The 13,646-nt window shown below is 64.4% G+C and carries 16 protein-coding genes; 1 reads left to right on the forward strand and 15 read right to left on the reverse strand.

Translation table 11 applies throughout. The annotated features are described in order from the left end of the window. Nucleotides 1-32: 32 nt before the first annotated feature. The 13 genes from grxD to QYC26_RS04035 all read right to left on the reverse strand — a co-directional run bounded on the left by grxD (nucleotide 33) and on the right by QYC26_RS04035 (nucleotide 9,964). Nucleotides 33-365, reverse strand: a complete 333-nt coding sequence (grxD, locus tag QYC26_RS03975) for a Grx4 family monothiol glutaredoxin (protein ID WP_317514099.1) — start codon at nucleotides 363-365, stop codon at nucleotides 33-35. A gap of 12 nt (nucleotides 366-377) precedes the next feature. After that, a complete protein-coding gene (locus tag QYC26_RS03980; RefSeq protein WP_317514100.1) occupies nucleotides 378-611 on the reverse strand; it encodes a BolA family transcriptional regulator in 234 nt (77 codons plus the stop codon). 2 nt (nucleotides 612-613) lie between these two features. After that, nucleotides 614-937, reverse strand: a complete 324-nt coding sequence (locus tag QYC26_RS03985; protein ID WP_317514101.1) for a DUF1476 domain-containing protein — start codon at nucleotides 935-937, stop codon at nucleotides 614-616. Between the two features lie 75 nt (nucleotides 938-1,012). Beyond that, nucleotides 1,013-2,014: an NADPH:quinone oxidoreductase family protein gene (locus tag QYC26_RS03990; protein WP_317514102.1), complete on the reverse strand. Its 1,002-nt coding sequence runs from the start codon at nucleotides 2,012-2,014 to the stop codon at nucleotides 1,013-1,015. Continuing rightward, the gene (leuD, locus tag QYC26_RS03995; protein ID WP_317514103.1) at nucleotides 2,011-2,607 is read right to left on the reverse strand and encodes a 3-isopropylmalate dehydratase small subunit; all 597 of its coding nucleotides are present in this window, start codon (nucleotides 2,605-2,607) and stop codon (nucleotides 2,011-2,013) included. The genes QYC26_RS03990 and leuD overlap by 4 nt, the downstream gene beginning before the upstream one ends. Nucleotides 2,608-2,613: 6 nt before the next feature. Beyond that, on the reverse strand, nucleotides 2,614-3,450 hold the full coding sequence (locus QYC26_RS04000) for an N-acyl homoserine lactonase family protein (protein ID WP_317514104.1): 837 nt from the start codon (nucleotides 3,448-3,450) through the stop codon (nucleotides 2,614-2,616). Nucleotides 3,451-3,469: 19 nt separating this feature from the next. After that, on the reverse strand, nucleotides 3,470-4,900 hold the full coding sequence (leuC, locus tag QYC26_RS04005; protein ID WP_317514105.1) for a 3-isopropylmalate dehydratase large subunit: 1,431 nt from the start codon (nucleotides 4,898-4,900) through the stop codon (nucleotides 3,470-3,472). Nucleotides 4,901-4,978: 78 nt separating this feature from the next. After that, nucleotides 4,979-6,271 carry a serine hydrolase domain-containing protein gene (locus tag QYC26_RS04010; protein WP_317514106.1) on the reverse strand — a complete coding sequence of 431 codons (1,293 nt, stop codon included), beginning with the start codon at nucleotides 6,269-6,271 and terminating at the stop codon, nucleotides 4,979-4,981. A gap of 135 nt (nucleotides 6,272-6,406) precedes the next feature. Beyond that, nucleotides 6,407-6,736, reverse strand: a complete 330-nt coding sequence (locus QYC26_RS04015; protein WP_317514107.1) for a DUF6665 family protein — start codon at nucleotides 6,734-6,736, stop codon at nucleotides 6,407-6,409. Nucleotides 6,737-6,772: 36 nt separating this feature from the next. Continuing rightward, a complete protein-coding gene (locus tag QYC26_RS04020; RefSeq protein WP_317514108.1) occupies nucleotides 6,773-7,462 on the reverse strand; it encodes a glutathione S-transferase family protein in 690 nt (229 codons plus the stop codon). A 92-nt stretch (nucleotides 7,463-7,554) separates the two neighbouring features. After that, nucleotides 7,555-8,205 (reverse strand): CoA transferase subunit B, encoded by a 651-nt coding sequence (locus QYC26_RS04025; RefSeq protein WP_317514109.1) that lies wholly within the window; start codon nucleotides 8,203-8,205, stop codon nucleotides 7,555-7,557. Between the two features lie 2 nt (nucleotides 8,206-8,207). Next, the gene (locus tag QYC26_RS04030; RefSeq protein WP_317514110.1) at nucleotides 8,208-8,915 is read right to left on the reverse strand and encodes a CoA transferase subunit A; all 708 of its coding nucleotides are present in this window, start codon (nucleotides 8,913-8,915) and stop codon (nucleotides 8,208-8,210) included. 125 nt (nucleotides 8,916-9,040) lie between these two features. Then, complete coding sequence (locus QYC26_RS04035) at nucleotides 9,041-9,964, reverse strand: SMP-30/gluconolactonase/LRE family protein (protein WP_317514111.1); 924 nt, start codon at nucleotides 9,962-9,964, stop codon at nucleotides 9,041-9,043. A gap of 98 nt (nucleotides 9,965-10,062) precedes the next feature. Here QYC26_RS04035 and QYC26_RS04040 point away from each other — a divergent pair, with 98 nt between their 5' ends. Further along, on the forward strand, nucleotides 10,063-11,733 hold the full coding sequence (locus tag QYC26_RS04040; RefSeq protein WP_317514112.1) for a thiamine pyrophosphate-binding protein: 1,671 nt from the start codon (nucleotides 10,063-10,065) through the stop codon (nucleotides 11,731-11,733). 187 nt (nucleotides 11,734-11,920) lie between these two features. Here the strand turns inward: QYC26_RS04040 and QYC26_RS04045 are convergent, their stop codons facing one another. Beyond that, nucleotides 11,921-12,586: a protein-L-isoaspartate(D-aspartate) O-methyltransferase gene (locus QYC26_RS04045; protein ID WP_317514113.1), complete on the reverse strand. Its 666-nt coding sequence runs from the start codon at nucleotides 12,584-12,586 to the stop codon at nucleotides 11,921-11,923. A 47-nt stretch (nucleotides 12,587-12,633) separates the two neighbouring features. Beyond that, nucleotides 12,634-13,626: a sulfur carrier protein ThiS gene (gene thiS, locus QYC26_RS04050; RefSeq protein ID WP_317514114.1), complete on the reverse strand. Its 993-nt coding sequence runs from the start codon at nucleotides 13,624-13,626 to the stop codon at nucleotides 12,634-12,636. Nucleotides 13,627-13,646 lie beyond the last annotated feature (20 nt).

The following is a 13,646-nucleotide window of genomic DNA, read 5'->3' on the forward strand; positions in this document are numbered from 1 at the left end:
TTCAAGCTATCGGCCCCTTAAAGGGCGAAGGATCAACCGGCCTTGGCGACGCCGGCTTCGTCGACGAGCTGCTGCAGCTCGCCCGCTTCGAACATTTCCATCATGATGTCCGAACCGCCGACAAATTCGCCCTTCACATAAAGCTGGGGTATGGTCGGCCAGTCGGAAAATTCCTTGATGCCCTGCCGAACGCCCTGATCCTGAAGCACGTCGACGCTTTCATACGCCACGCCGAGATGATCGAGAATCGCCACCGCGCGGCTGGAAAAGCCGCATTGCGGGAAAAGCGGCGTGCCCTTCATGAACAGCACCACATCGTTCGAAGAGACGATCTGGCCAATACGGGCCTGGGTATCGTCGGTCATGTCATTTGCTCCTTAGTCGGGCGTGGCCGTGGTCAGCTGGAGAGCGTGGAGAACCCCGCCCATCCGACCGCCCAGCGCGGCGTAAACCGCCTGGTGCTGCTTCACACGGGGCATGCCCCGAAAAACTTCGCTCACCACGCGAGCGGCATAATGATCGCCATCCCCAGCCAGATCGGTGATTTCCACCTTGGCATCGGGAATAGCGGCAACGATCATCGCCTCGATGTCTTCTGCCGCCATAGGCATGATCAGAGCGCTTCCATGAACTGGCGGCGGGCTTCGACGGTCATTTCGTCGAGCGCGGCGCGGACAACGGCTTCGTCGACTTCGACGCCGGCCGAGGTGAGATCACCCAGCACCTTGCGGATCACGTCTTCGTCGCCGGCTTCCTCGAAATCGGCCTGGACGACAGCCTTGGCATAGGCGTCGGTTTCCTCGGCGGTCAGCTTCATCTTTTCGGCGGCCCACTGACCCAGCAGACGGTTGCGCCGCGCGGTGATCTTGAACTGGACTTCCTGATCGTGCGCGAATTTTGTTTCGAATGCGCGCTCGCGCTCGTCAAAAGTGGTCATTGTGGTCCCTTGATTAGTCAGCGTTTCGAGCCCGAGATAAGGCCGCGCGCGCCGAACCGCAACGGGGACGGCCGATCAATCTCCGATATCGACCACAAGCTTTCCAATGACCTTGCGCGCGGCCATCTGGGCGATCGCGTCTCCCGCCCGCTCGAGCGGGAAGCGGCCGGTGACGCGCGGCGCGATCTTGCCATCTTCCCAGAGCGCGAAAAGCCGCGCGACATTGGCGCGGTTGGCCTCGGGATCGCGCGCGGCAAATGCGCCCCAGAAGACGCCGCGCACGTCGCAGCTCTTGAGCAGGGTAAGGTTGAGCGGGAGCTTGGGAATACCGGCCGGGAAGCCAATGACGAGATAGCGCCCCTCCCACGCGATGGCGCGCAGCGCGGGCTCACAATAATCGCCGCCGACGGGATCGTAGATAACATTGGCGCCGTCTGGCCCGACCGCCTGCTTAAACGCATCGGCAAGCGCCTTGGACTGATCGCGGTCGAACGGCGCGCGGCCATAGATCACAACGTCATCGGCGCCCGCGCGGCGAACGGCCTCAGCCTTTTCTTCCGACGAGACGGCGGCAACCACGCGCGCGCCGAGCGCCTTGCCCAGCTCGACAGCAGCCAGCCCTACCCCGCCCGCAGCGCCAAGCACGAGCAGCGTTTCGCCCGCCTTGAGGCCACCGCGGTCGACGAGCGCATGGATCGTCGTGGCATAGGTGAGCAGAAGCGCTGCACCCTCGGCGAAATCGCGATTTTCGGGAAGCTTGAAGGCCTTTTCGGCGGGGATCAGCACTTTCTGCCGCATCCCGCCCGAACCGGGAACCGCGACCACGCGGTCCCCCACCTGCCAGCCGGTGACGCCGGGGCCGATGGCTTCCACCACCCCGGCGATTTCACCACCGGGCGAAAAGGGCCGCGGCGGTTTTACCTGATATTTGTCCTCGATGATGAGGACGTCGGGGTAATTGACCGCACAGGCCCTTACCGAGACGAGGAGCTGCCCTGCCCCGGCCTCCGGATCCGCGATGTCTTCGACAACCAGCGTTTCCGGCCCACCAACGGCCTTGGACAGCAATGCCTTCATCCAGTTACCCCTTTTGAGATCCATGGCCGTTCATCGCCGACCTTCTGCTCAAACTGCGCAATCTGCGCGTCCATGGCAAGGGTCAGGCCGATTTCGTCCAGACCTTCCATCAGGCAGCGCTTGCGGAAGGGATCGATCTCGAAGCTGAAACGATCCTGGAAGGGGGTCGTCACCGACTGGTTTTCCAGATCGATATGGATCGGATGCGTCCTGGCGACTTCGAGCAGGCGGTCCACCGCGTCCTGCGGCAGGACGACCGTGAGGATGCCGTTCTTGAACGCATTGCCCGAATAAATGTCGGAAAAGCTGGGGGCGATCACCGCCTTCAGCCCCATGTCGAGCATCGCCCAGGCAGCGTGTTCGCGGCTGGAGCCGCAGCCGAAATTATCGCCCGCGATGACGATCGGCGCGCCCTGATATTCAGGATCGTCGAACACATTGTCGGGGTCCTTGCGCAGACGCTCAAACGCGCCCGCGCCGAGGCCTGAGCGGCTGATCGTCTTCAGCCATTCGGCCGCGATGATCATGTCGGTATCGACATTCTTCAGACCGAGCGGATAGGCCCGCCCCTCGATTACAGTAACCTTTTCCATAAGTCCTCAGTCTAGCGCCGCCGGAAAGACGGGCAGTTCTGCCAGATCGCGCGAATCATGCTGGATGACGACGCGCGCGTTCAGATTTTTCGCAATTTCCTCAAACCGGTCGTGCGAGGCGAGCGTCTCGGCACGGCTGGTATTGGGGATGGGAACACCGCGCACCGCGCGGTTTTCCCGGAAATGATATTGATCGCCGCTGATGAGCACCGCGCCCGTCTTGGGCAGGCGCACGAGCAGCGCGCTGTGCCCCGGCGTGTGCCCCGGCATGGCGAGCATCGTGACGCTGCCATCACCGAAAACGTCGAGATCGCCCTTCACCGGACGGACGCGCCCCTTGCCCGAAAGCCAGTGGGTGAGCATCTGCGCCTGTGGGTTATCGGGCTTCATCGCCTGAACCGCGTTCCAGTCGCCCGCGCCGATCAGCAGTTCGGCATCGGGAAACTCGGCCGCGCCGCCCGTATGATCGGGATGATAATGGCTGATGCCGACATGGGTGACAGAAGTCGGCTGGATGCCCGCCTGCGACAGGCGATCGGTGATGCTTTGCGACACGACCACGCCCGCCGGGCCATCCTTCGCGCCGACCAGCGCCTTGGTAAAGCCGCTGTCCCAAAGCAGCACGCCCTTGGGGTGGCGGATCAGGAAACAGCCAGCGACGAATTCGCGCTTTTCGCCCTTGAAACGCATCGTGTCGGAGAAGATCCCGAGATCATTTTGCTGGAAGCGTCCACATTCGAACGCCTGCAGCGTAATCCCGGGATTTTCCTGCGCCATGGCGTTCCACGCCGCGACCCCGCTCAGGATCGCGCCGCCGAACAGCAGGACCATTACCCTTTTCATGGCGCCCCTTCCCCCTTGTTCAGTCCATCAGTTCGCGCACGTCCGTCAGACGCCCGGTCACCGCCGCCGCCGCCGCCATGGCCGGCGAGACGAGATGGGTGCGCGCACCCGGCCCCTGCCGCCCCATGAAATTGCGGTTCGACGTCGAGGCGCAGCGTTCGCCCGAAGGCACCTTGTCCGGGTTCATGCCGAGGCACATCGAGCAGCCGGGTTCGCGCCATTCGAAGCCCGCTTCGATAAAGACGCGGTCGAGCCCTTCCTGTTCGGCCTGATATTTGACGAGGCCCGAGCCGGGCACGACAAGCGCCTGCTTGACGCCCGCCGCGACATGGCGGCCACGCACGATATCGGCGGCGGCGCGCAGATCCTCGATCCGGCTGTTGGTGCAACTGCCGATGAAGATGTTTTCCACCGCCACGTCCTGCATCCGCTGACCGGGCACGAGGCCCATATAGTCGAGCGACTTGCGTGCGGCATCGCGCTTGGACGCATCTTCGAAGCTGTCGGGATCGGGCACGACACCGGTGATCGGCACGACGTCTTCGGGGCTGGTGCCCCAGGTGACGCTGGGGACGATGTCGGCGGCGTCGATGATGACGGTGCGATCATAGGTTGCGCCGGGATCGGTAGCGAGCGACCGCCACCAGGCAACCGCCTTGTCCCAATCCGCGCCCTTCGGCGCCATCGGACGCCCCTTCAGATAGGCGAAGGTCTTGTCATCGGGCGCGATCAGGCCAGCGCGCGCGCCACCCTCGATCGACATGTTGGAGACGGTGAGACGCCCCTCGACCGACATGTCGCGGAAGACCGAGCCGGTATATTCGATGACATAGCCGGTGCCGCCCGCGGCGCCGATCTTGCCGATGCTCGCGAGGATCACGTCCTTGGGCGTGACGCCCGCGCCGAGCGTGCCGTCGACGCGGATTTCCATCGTCTTCGACTGTTTGAGCAGCAGCGTCTGCGTGGCGAGCACATGCTCCACCTCGCTGGTGCCGATACCGAAGGCGAGCGCACCGAGCGCACCGTGCGCGGCGGTGTGGCTGTCACCGCAGACAAGCGTGCAGCCCGGCAGCGTGAAACCCTGTTCGGGGCCGACGACATGGACGATGCCCTGTTCGCGGTCGGTGGCGCCGATATAGCGGATGCCGAACGCAGGCGCGTTGGCCTCAAGCGCGGCAAGCTGCCCGGCGGACATCGGGTCCGCGATCGGCAGGCGGTTGCCCGCCGCATCGAGACGCGCCGTGGTCGGCAGGTTGTGATCGGGGACCGCGAGCGTCAGTTCGGGCCGGCGCACCTTGCGGCCGGCGGCGCGAAGCCCCTCAAAGGCCTGCGGGCTCGTGACCTCGTGAACAAGGTGACGATCGATATAAATCAGGCAGGTGCCATCATCGCGACGTTCGACGACGTGCGAATCCCAGATCTTTTCGTACAGTGTGCGTGGCATAGTCATGCCACCGCCCATAGACCCATTCCGCGTTGCAGCGAAAGCCAGAAATGCGCAATTTTCGTGCGTATCATCCGCTGACGACTAGCGCGCAACGACCGGTGCGCCGCCACCGCCGGCAGGCGCCTTGCCCAGATCCATCCAGTCGGTGAAGGGCTGGCCGTAAAGCATGTCCATCACCTCGAGCTGCATGCCGACCGGGCGGTTGCTCTGCGAGTTCCAGAGCATCGCGATCCCCGATTTCTGGGCACCGTCGAACAGGATGAGCGAGCGATAGCCGTTCACTGCGCCGCGGTGCCCGGTGATCTTGTGGCCAAGATATTCATAGTCGCGCCAGCCAAGCGCATAATGCGCGTTCTTGAGCTGGGCATCGACGCGGCCGCCGCCATGGCGCGTGCTGACGACCATCGGCTGGTGGACGCGGTCGAGCACCTCGTTCGACAGCACGCCGGGAGCTGCGCCCATCTGCGCGCGCATCCATTTGGCGAGGTCGAAGATCGAGGAATTGACGCCGCCCGCTGCGGGCACGCGGTAATAATTGTCGTTCACTTCAAGCATGTGCTGATTGACATGCGGGCGCGCCCAGCTGGCCGCGTGCTGCAGCCCGGCGCGGCCGATGCTGGCATTCGCCATGCCGAGCGGCGCGAACAGGCGTTCCTGCACGACCTGCGCATAGGGCTTGCCCGTCACCTTCTGCACGATTTCGGCGGAGGTGTCGTAGGCGACATTCTGATAGCTGTAGCAGGTGGGGATCGCGCAGGTTGCACCGACGGTGGCGAGCATGCCGCGCAGCACGCCCGCATCCATGCCCTGTTCGAGCTTGTCGTCATAGGCATTGCGGGGAAGCCCGGTGCGCTGGGCGAGAATATCCTCGACCGTGACGCGGCTTTCGGCGCCGCCGGGCAGGCGCAGCGTGGTGTTGAACTGGGCGACCGGGGCCCGGAGCGAAAGCATGCCCTTGTCGGCAAGGCTGGCGACGAGCGTGGAGGCGACACCCTTGGACAGCGAGGCCCAGCGGAAGACCGTCGTGGGGGTAACGGGTTCGGTGCCGCCGGAAGTGGTGACGCCGTACCCCTTCACGAAGCGGATATGGCCGTTCTCGATGATCGCCACGGCAAGACCGACCATGTCGCGGCCGTGGACGAGTTGCTGAAGGCGCTGGTCGACGCGTTCATAATCGACGCGTTGAGGGCCGCTAAAGGCGATCGGATCGGCGACCACCGCGCTGTAGGTGGAGGTGAGCTTGAAGGCGTCGCCCTTGTCATCGGCCGCCTTGCCCGGCCCCGCCTGCGCGAATCCGTAAAGTGCGGCCGCTGCCATGCTGATGGCGGCTATCGGATAGCCCAGCGCCCAACGACGCGATCCCGCTGATTTCATCTCGTTTCCGACCCCCGCAAAGCCTGACTGGCCCGCTCATTCATTATGGTAACAAATGTAAGCGTGTCATAGGGGTTTCGCCAAGACTCCGCAGATTCACCCGGTCCCGTGTCACGGTTCATTCATCGTAAAAATTCAGCGCTTTTTCGCGACACCCAGCCGTTTCCGCACGATCGGCGGGACGGCAAGATCGCTGACGACCGAGGCGGTATCGGCAAAACCGCACAGTTCGCGCTGCACCAGATATTCCCACACGCGCGCGGCTGCGGCATCGCACAGCGCATCATGTTCCGTGCCATCAACGTCCCCGGCAAAGGCGGCGAGATCGGCCAGCGCCTTTTCCGCCACCCGCGAAGCGCGGGTGAGCGAGGCGACCTTTTCGTTGAGCAGTTCAGCCTCGAACGCCGCATGGGCGGCGTCTCCGGCCTGCAGATTCGTGGCACCGTGGGGAAGACGAATGGCCATGGTATGGATGCTAGCGCCTGACGCGCGCCGCGCCAGTCAATTCGTGCGTCGATAATCTGCCGTGATGCGCCCCGCCGCCAGCAATTCGGCCTCGTGCGCCGCCTCGCGCCAGCCTTCGGCAAGCGCGGCCTCTTCCCATTCCTGCATCGCCGGATGGGCGAGGATGCGGTCTACCCAGGCCTGCCCGGCGGCGCCGACATCCAGCCCATAGGTGCGCACGCGGTAGGCGACCGGCGCGTAAAAGGCGTCGGCGGCGGTGAAGCTGTCCCCGGCAAGCCAGGGACCGCCGAAACGCGAAAGCCCCTCCGCCCAGATTTCGGCGATCCGCGCGATATCGCGCTCGAGCGCGGCGCGCTTGGGATTGGGCGCGACCCGCACGCCGATATTCATCGTGCAGTCGTTGCGCAGCGCGCCGAAGCCGGCGTGCATTTCGGTAACCACGCAGTAGGCCCAGGCCCGTGCATCGGCGTGGGCAGGCCAGACGCCGGGGTGGCGTTCGGCCAGATAGAGCGCGATGCCGAGCGAATCCCAGATGCGGGTTTCACCATCAACTAGAACGGGCACCTGCCCGGTGGGCGAGAAGCTGCGAAAATCCTCGTAATTTTCAGGGCCAGTAAAGGGCTCTAGCCGATCGGTGAAGGCGAGCCCCAAGGCCTTCATCAGGATCCACGGGCGCAGCGACCAGCTCGAATAATTCCGGTTTGCGGTGATCAGCGTATAGGCCATGCGCACTCTCCCGTGATTGCCGGGCGCGCCATGAAAAAAGCCGGCCCCGCGCGTGCGGAGCCGGCCTTATCACAGCCAAAGCGGTTGTGCGATCAGCTGATGTAATGCGCGCTTGTCTTGGCGGCGACTTCCTCGGCGGTTACGCCGGGGGCAAGCTCGACCAGCCGGAACGGGCTGGCATGATCGGGCCGCTGGAACACGGCGAGATCGGTGACGATCATATCGACGACATTCTTGCCGGTGAGCGGCAGCGTGCAGGCGGGAATGAACTTGGGATCGCCGTTCTTGGAGGTGTGTTCCATCACGACGATGATCTTTTTCACCCCCGCGACGAGATCCATCGCACCGCCCATGCCCTTGATCATCTTGCCCGGGATCATCCAGTTGGCGATGTCGCCATTTTCGGCGACTTCCATCGCACCGAGCACGGTGAGATCGATATGCCCGCCACGGATCATGGCAAAGCTGTCCGCCGAGCTGAAATAGACCGACGACGGCAGTTCCGAAATGGTCTGCTTGCCCGCATTGATCAGATCGGGATCGACATCCTCGGGATAGGGGAACGGGCCGATGCCAAGCATGCCGTTTTCGGACTGGAGCGTGACCTCGACCCCGTCTGGGATGTGGTTCGCCACCAACGTCGGGATGCCGATGCCGAGATTGACGTAGAAACCGTCCTTGAGTTCCTTTGCCGCACGCGCGGCCATTTCATCGCGCGTCCAGCCTTTGGTTTGCTCAACCATGATTATGCCCCCTCCCGCGCACGCGTGGTCGTGAATTCGATCTTCTTGTCATAGGGCGCACCCACGATCATCCGCTTCACATAGATGCCGGGCAGATGGATCGCATCGGGATCGAGACTGCCAACGGGGACAACCTCTTCCACCTCGGCCACGCAGATCTTGCCTGCGGTGGCCATGGGCTGGTTGAAGTTGCGCGCCGTCTTGCGGAAGATGAGGTTTCCGGCCTCGTCGGCCTTCCACCCCTTGATGATCGAGACATCGGCACGGATGCCGCGTTCGAGGATATATTCCTCTCCGTCGAAGAGCTTCACTTCCTTGCCCTCGGCCACCAGCGTGCCGACGCCCGTCTTGGTGTAGAAGCCGGGAATACCCGCACCACCAGCACGGCAGCGTTCGGCGAGCGTGCCCTGCGGGCAGAACTCGACCTCAAGCTCGCCCGAGAGATATTGGCGCTCGAACTCCTTGTTCTCGCCGACATAGGACGAGATCATCTTCTTCACCTGCCGCGAGCGCAGCAGCTTGCCCAGGCCTTCATTGTCGATGCCGGCATTGTTGGAAGCGATGGTGAGATTCTTGACGCCCGATGCCTGGATGGCATCGATCAGGCGTTCGGGAATGCCGCACAGGCCAAAACCGCCCGCGCAGAGCGTCATGCCGTCGAACAACAGCCCCTCAAGCGCAGCCTGCGCATCGGGAAAAAGTTTTTTCATTCAGGGTCCTCCCCAAGTTTTATGGGCGGAGGATGTAATCGGTTTCCCAAAGCGTCAATCGCGCGCCGCTTGCAAAGCCCGAAGCCGCGATTGCCATTCTTGCACCTTGGGCGCGTTTCAACCGATCAGCCAGCACACCCCGCAAGCCGCAGACCGGGGCGTGGCCAATCCATCCGCACCAGCCGCCCCGTGCCCGACAGGGTGATGAAGGCCGTGGCCATATCCACGCCGCCCCAGCAGATATTGGTGGTGAAGGGATCGTCCATCGGCACGAAATCGATCAGTTCGCCTTCCGGCGAGATCACGGTAATGCCGCCCTGCCCCACGGTCGCGACGCAGATATTGCCGCACGCCTCGACCCCAAGGCTGTCGAAATAGGTGTAGCCGGCAGGCGAATAGAGGAAGCGGCCACCGCCGCCGGTGAGCCCCGGGGTGCTGCGAACCCGGCCGGGGCCGTCGAGATCAAACGCCCAGAGCTTGGAGGTATAGGTTTCGGCGACATAGAGCGTGTTGCCATCGGGAGAGAGGCCGATGCCGTTCGGGTTTTCGAGCGGGAAGATCACTTCCTCGATGTGGCTGCCGTCAGCCCGGGCATAGAAGACACCGACGACATCGCGTGAGCGCGGGCCGGTTTTGCCATGATCGGTGAACCAGAAGCCGCCATGCGCATCGAAGACGATGTCGTTCGGACCACGCAGGGACACATCGCCCGCATGGGTGTAGAGCGTTTCGACCGCGCCCGTGGCGATATCCACGCGCTGGATCGCCCCGCCCGCATAATCGGACGCGGTGCCGTGGGGAACGAGCAGTCCGCCCGCCTCCGCCCAGCCGAAACCGCCATTGTTGCAGACATAGAGATGCCCGTCCGGCCCCAACGCCAGCCCATTGGGCCCGCCCCCGGTTTCGGCGACGGCGGACAGGGAACCATCCGGTTGCACCCGCGTGATCCGGCCCGCTGCGATCTCGACCAGAATGACGCTGCCATCGGCCATGGCCACGGGCCCTTCGGGAAAACGCAGGCCCGATGCGACCTGATGGACTGCGATCATCCTGCCCCTCCCCTCTGCGCGCCCGGCGGCTGTTGACTTGGATGAGAGCAAAGGCCACCCCTTTCGACAAGGAAAAAACAATCCGGAGAGCGAGTGCCATGCCAGCCAGAACCGGCGGCCGCATCCTTGTCGACCAGTTGATCGCGCAGGGCTGCGATCGGATTTTCACCGTGCCGGGCGAAAGCTTTCTCGCCGTGCTCGACGCGCTGCACGATACCCCTCAGATCGAAACGGTGATCTGCCGTCAGGAAGGTGGTGTCACCTTCATGGCCGAGGCGGACGGCGCGATGACCGGGCGACCGGGTATCGCCTTCGTCACGCGCGGGCCGGGCGCCACCAATGCATCGATCGGCGTGCACGTCGCGATGCAGGATTCGACGCCAATGATCCTGTTCATCGGCGACGTTGCGCGCGGCGACCGCGACCGTGAGGGATTTCAGGAAGTCGATTTTCAGGCGATGTTCACCCCACTCGCCAAATGGGCGGCGCGGATCGACGATGCGCGGCGCATTCCCGAATATGTCGCGCGCGCCTATGCCACCGCGATGTCGGGACGCCCCGGCCCGGTGGTGCTGGCGCTGCCCGAAGACATGCTGTGCGATGCGGTGGAGGCGATCGATCGCCCGCGCGTCGTGCCGCCTGAACAGGCGCCCGATGCCGAAGCGCTGATGACGATGGTCGACCTGCTGAAGGACGCGTGCGCGCCGATTGCAATCGTGGGCGGCGCGGGCTGGTGCGCAGGCGCCGCGCATTATTTCAAGGAATGGGCCGAACGCGTCGGCATTCCGGTGGCGGCCGCATTCCGCCGGCAGGATGCGATCGACAATGACAGCGCCGTTTGGGCGGGCAATCTGGGCTATGGACCCAACCCCAAGCTGGTGGAGCGCGTGCGCAATGCCGACCTGATTCTGGCGGTAGGCGCGCGATTGGGCGAGGCGACGACTGATGGTTATTCGCTGATCACGCCCGATCACCCCGACCAGATACTGATCCATGTCCACCCCGACCCCAATGAGCTGAACCGCGTGTACCGCGCCGATCTGGCGATCTGCGCGGATATGCGCGAATTCGCCGAGGAGGCGTCGCTATGGGAGGATGATCTGCTCGATTTCGACGCGGGCAAGGAGGCGCACGGCGAGTGGGAGGCGTGGAACGAGCCCGTGCCCGTCGACGTGCAACTGGACCTTGGCATGTGCGTGAAGGCGATGCGCGAAAAGCTGCCCGCCGACACCTTCATCTGCAACGGCGCGGGGAATTTTTCCGGCTGGTGGCATCGCCACTGGCGCTACAAGCCGGGCAGCCAGTTGGCGCCGACCGCAGGCGCGATGGGCTATGGCCTGCCCGCCGCAGTGGCCGCGTGCCTGCGCCATCCCGACCGGCAGGTGGTGGCGCTGGCGGGAGACGGCGACTTCCTGATGAACGGACAGGAACTGGCGACCGCGATCCGTTATGGCTGCAACATGCTGGTGCTGGTGATCGACAACGGCGCCTATGGCACGATCCGCATGCATCAGGAGCGCGAATATCCCGGCCGTGTTTCGGCAACCACGTTGGTCAACCCGGACTTTGCGGCGCTGGCGCGCGCTTATGGTGCCTGGGCGACGACGGTGGACAGCACCGACGCCTTCCCGGCCGCGCTCGACGAAGCGCTGGAGCAAACCGGCGTGCGGCTCATCCATTTCCGGACCGAGGTGAACAATATCGCCGCAGGCGGCCTGACGCTGGACAAGGTGCAGGCGCTGGGCCGCAAGGCACGCGGCGAGGGCTGACGCAAGAAAAGGGCCTCGCTCCGATGAGGGAACGAGGCCCTTCCTGCGACCCTCGGCAGGCCCCGAGCTCCCGCAGCCCGAAAGAGGGAGTAAACTTCCGAACTGCTGCTGAAGCGACAACGACCGCCTTGCGTTCGGGTTTCGGAAGGTGCGACAGACGGTTGCGTCGTACCGACAATCGGTGGGCTCAGGCGATATCGTCGGCAAGGCCCGGATCAACGCCGCTGAGAAGCGGGACGAAGCGCACATCGCAAAGGCCGTGCGCGGAAAAATCGCCCTTCCCCATGCGCCGGTAGAGCATCAACGCCTGACCATCGCCCGGTTGCGCCACCGGCATGACGAGGCGTCCGCCGATTTTCAGCTGGTAAAGCAATGCGGAAGGGACATGGGTGCCAGCAGCCGAGACGATGATCGCGTCATAGGGTGCGGCAGCAGGCCAGCCCGACAGCCCGTCTGCGGCAATGATATGGACATTGCCCAGATGCAGATCGGCGATCCGGCCTGCCGCCTCCGCCGCAAGCGGGGCGCGGCGTTCGAGCGCATGGACCGAGGCGGCGATCTGCCCCATGACGGCGGACGCGTAGCCCGATCCTGCGCCCACTTCGAGCACGCTCGCCCCCGCGTCGATCTCCGCCGCATCGATCATCAATGCGACGATATAGGGCTGGGATATGGTCTGCCCCGCCCCAATCGGGAGCGGGCAATCATCATAGGCGTAAGGGCGCTCTTCCTCTGGCAGGAAGAGGTGGCGCGGCACCGTGCGCATCGCCGCCAGCAGGCGCGGGCTGTGAATACCCCGCGCCTCGATCTGGCGGGCCACCATGTGATCGCGTGCCGCTGCATCACCCGGCATGTCCGGCCTCCGTTACCCCCGCACGGGGATAACGCAGCGCCGCGCGATCAGATCAATCCGGCAAGCGGGCTCGACGGATCGGCATAGCGGCGCTTGCCCATGCGGCCGGCCAGATAGGAAAGACGCCCCGCCTCGACCGCCGCCTTCATCGCGCGTGCCATCATGAGGGGGTTCTTCGCCTCGGCGATGGCGGTGTTCATCAGGACGCCGTCACACCCCAGCTCCATCGCGACCGCCGCATCCGACGCGGTGCCGACGCCGGCATCAACCAGCACGGGCACCTTGGCGCCCTCGACGATCAGGCGAATCGTGACGCGGTTCTGGATACCGAGCCCCGAGCCGATCGGCGCGCCCAGCGGCATCACCGCAACCGCGCCCGCATCCTCAAGCTGCTTCGCCGCGATCGGATCGTCGACGCAGTAGACCATCGGCTTGAAGCCTTCCTTGGCGAGGACCTCGGTCGCGCGCAGCGTCTCGCGCATGTCGGGGTACAGCGTCTTGGCCTCGCCCAGCACCTCGAGCTTGACCAGATCCCAGCCCCCGGCTTCGCGCGCAAGGCGCAGCGTGCGGATCGCGTCATCGGCGGTGAAGCAGCCTGCGGTGTTGGGGAGATAGGTGATCTTTTTGGGATCGATGAAATCGGTGAGCATCGGCGCCTTGGGATCGGCGATATTCACCCGGCGCACGGCAACCGTGACGATTTCCGCCCCCGACGCCTCAACCGCGGCGGCGTTTTCGGCGAAGTCCTTGTACTTGCCGGTGCCGACGATTAGGCGCGAGCGGAAGGTGTGGCCCGCCACGGTCCAGCTGTCATCGTCCGACTGGCCGCCGCCCACGAAATGGACGATTTCGAGCTGGTCGCCATCCTCGACCTTCACATCGGCGAGAGTCGAACGGGGGACGACCTCGAGATTGCGTTCGACCGCGACCTTGGCGGGATCGAGCCCCAGTTCGGCAGCGAGATCGGCAATCGACATGCCCGATACGATCCTGCGATGTTCGCCGTTCACCTCGATCGAAACCGTTCCGTCCGTGCTCATTCAACTCAAACCTTTGCGTG

The organism is Sphingomonas sp. C3-2 (assembly GCF_033025475.1).
Taxonomy (GTDB): Bacteria; Pseudomonadota; Alphaproteobacteria; order Sphingomonadales; family Sphingomonadaceae; genus Sphingobium_A.

Excerpts from the sequence above, each read along its gene's own strand:
- grxD (WP_317514099.1), bottom strand. The coding sequence starts at position 365 with ATGACCGACGATACCCAGGCCCGTATTGGCCAGATCGTCTCTTCGAAC.
- QYC26_RS03980 (WP_317514100.1), bottom strand. The coding sequence starts at position 611 with ATGCCTATGGCGGCAGAAGACATCGAGGCGATGATCGTTGCCGCTATT.
- QYC26_RS03985 (WP_317514101.1), bottom strand. The coding sequence starts at position 937 with ATGACCACTTTTGACGAGCGCGAGCGCGCATTCGAAACAAAATTCGCG.
- QYC26_RS03990 (WP_317514102.1), bottom strand. The coding sequence starts at position 2,014 with ATGAAGGCATTGCTGTCCAAGGCCGTTGGTGGGCCGGAAACGCTGGTT.
- leuD (WP_317514103.1), bottom strand. The coding sequence starts at position 2,607 with ATGGAAAAGGTTACTGTAATCGAGGGGCGGGCCTATCCGCTCGGTCTG.
- QYC26_RS04000 (WP_317514104.1), bottom strand. The coding sequence starts at position 3,450 with ATGAAAAGGGTAATGGTCCTGCTGTTCGGCGGCGCGATCCTGAGCGGG.
- leuC (WP_317514105.1), bottom strand. The coding sequence starts at position 4,900 with ATGACTATGCCACGCACACTGTACGAAAAGATCTGGGATTCGCACGTC.
- QYC26_RS04010 (WP_317514106.1), bottom strand. The coding sequence starts at position 6,271 with ATGAAATCAGCGGGATCGCGTCGTTGGGCGCTGGGCTATCCGATAGCC.
- QYC26_RS04015 (WP_317514107.1), bottom strand. The coding sequence starts at position 6,736 with ATGGCCATTCGTCTTCCCCACGGTGCCACGAATCTGCAGGCCGGAGAC.
- QYC26_RS04020 (WP_317514108.1), bottom strand. The coding sequence starts at position 7,462 with ATGGCCTATACGCTGATCACCGCAAACCGGAATTATTCGAGCTGGTCG.
- QYC26_RS04025 (WP_317514109.1), bottom strand. The coding sequence starts at position 8,205 with ATGGTTGAGCAAACCAAAGGCTGGACGCGCGATGAAATGGCCGCGCGT.
- QYC26_RS04030 (WP_317514110.1), bottom strand. The coding sequence starts at position 8,915 with ATGAAAAAACTTTTTCCCGATGCGCAGGCTGCGCTTGAGGGGCTGTTG.
- QYC26_RS04035 (WP_317514111.1), bottom strand. The coding sequence starts at position 9,964 with ATGATCGCAGTCCATCAGGTCGCATCGGGCCTGCGTTTTCCCGAAGGG.
- QYC26_RS04040 (WP_317514112.1), top strand. The coding sequence starts at position 10,063 with ATGCCAGCCAGAACCGGCGGCCGCATCCTTGTCGACCAGTTGATCGCG.
- QYC26_RS04045 (WP_317514113.1), bottom strand. The coding sequence starts at position 12,586 with ATGCCGGGTGATGCAGCGGCACGCGATCACATGGTGGCCCGCCAGATC.
- thiS (WP_317514114.1), bottom strand. The coding sequence starts at position 13,626 with ATGAGCACGGACGGAACGGTTTCGATCGAGGTGAACGGCGAACATCGC.